This window comes from Acinetobacter sp. YH16042, assembly GCF_013417245.1.
In the GTDB taxonomy this organism is placed as follows: domain Bacteria; phylum Pseudomonadota; class Gammaproteobacteria; order Pseudomonadales; family Moraxellaceae; genus Acinetobacter; species Acinetobacter amyesii.
Window position 1 is genome coordinate 1 of record NZ_VPEJ01000105.1, and the last position, 1,762, is coordinate 1,762.

1 protein-coding gene and 1 pseudogene are annotated in these 1,762 nt (G+C 37.0%); both read right to left on the reverse strand.

Annotated elements, in window-relative coordinates:
- Nucleotides 1-959: pseudogene (locus tag FTV37_RS17305) on the reverse strand (fimbrial biogenesis outer membrane usher protein); the annotation flags it as partial.
- Nucleotides 960-986: 27 nt separating this feature from the next.
- On the reverse strand, nt 987-1,762 hold a 776-nt coding region (locus FTV37_RS17310; protein WP_257224372.1), incomplete at its 5' end, for a molecular chaperone.

Consider the following 1,762-nt stretch of genomic DNA (forward strand, 5'->3'; position numbering starts at 1 on the left):
CGTGCCAGTAAGTGATTTGCGCGATAGAGTGAAAAATTTTGGACTTGTTGTTGGCCATTGATGTCAGTAATGACCATTTGTGCATTGCCAGCACCTGTAATACTCGGTGTAGTTTGAATATCAAACTGCCCTGGCACTACATTCTGTGATGATTGCTTGATTCCATTAATGATAAGGTCAATCTGTGAAGGGAGTGCAACCTGCCCTTTAAAACTCATTAATGGGGTTGTAACCGTATAAGGCTGTAATGCGAAATTTTTAGCCAAACTTAGACCACTAATCCGAGTAGAGCGTGTCCACGTTAAAGCATCACTTTGCGCATCGCCCAAACGTAAACGAAGCATTTGCTCTGGGAAGTCTTTCTCCCAATACGTATCTAGAATTTGACGATCAGTAAACTGATTATCTTGATATTGATAATTACCTGAAATACTCAGTACACCATTGAATAGACCAAAATAACGAAGTTCATTCCATCCATTAAATGAAAAATGATCATCAGTTTGTTGTGCAAAAGCCGTATAGTTTAAAAGTAAGCCTTGTCTTTCTTGCTGGGGATTAACCGTTGCTACAGATTTAGCTTGATAACTATATTGGTTTTTTGCACTTAATAATTCAATAGGGACTTGTATGGTGATTTTCTGGTTTAGATTGTCATATTGATAACTTAGCCCGTTAATAGCATCTAAAGAAATATAGTTTGTTTGGTCAACCAAGACTTGAGGAGCACTACTTTGAATTGAGAGTTTGTCTAATGATGTCACATCTATATAAAGCTGTTTATCTTGTTGTAAAAAATGTCCTATTTCTGGTTGTGCTGATTGATTTAGTTCGACATCTAAATATAAATCTTGCTGCATATCTTGAATCAGTTTTGGATCGCTGACTTGTGCAAGTGTATTGGGTGCCACTGCAATGATTGCTCCTGCAAATAGCAAATCACTAATCTGTACACTCACAAAACCACTCCAAAATTGATGAATACATCAATGTGCTACTTGAAGTATTTGTTCACGTACATCCATGTTCACAACAGCAACAAACTTTCCAGTCGGTTGAATATTCAGTTGTTTAGGGATAGGCCATTGCATACTCTGACCATTTAGAACATAGCCCATCAGTCCCATTTGAATTGGTGTCTTTTTACCTTGAGAATCTACATAAGCAAACTGGCTAAAACGCTTATAACTTGTAGTTTTATTGATGACTAGTAATTGATGATCCGTATATTTAAATGTCATGCCTTTTAAAGAAGTTAAGCCTTGATCTACAGCATTTATATGTGATGTTTTAAAGAAAACTGGGATCGAATATTTCAGCAAAAGCTGCAACCCGCTTTTCTCTTCAGTTTTTGGATTAGGTAATTCATCGACGATGAGTCGATAGGCTTGTTCAGATGAAAGATTGTTATTTGCGCTACGAATCAAGCGAACTAACTGTCTTTGCCCAGCAGGTATAGTCAATACCATGGGGCTTGCTATCAGATCTTTTGTAGGTGTAATAACATCTTGATTATTATTTTGTGTCCAATAATTTACTCGGACTTGGCCCCGAATTTCGTCACTTCCTGTATTGGTTAACCAAAGCTCTTTAACTTTTTCCTGAGGGGAAAACTCTAATAAAATAGGCGCAACCTGCAAGCTTGCAGCATGCGCCTGTATCATAAAAATACTCGTTACTAGACAAACTAAACTGTACTTACGTAGTAGATTAGAGCAACGTATCGGATTTCTCATATTGATATCCTTTAAATGAAGAATAT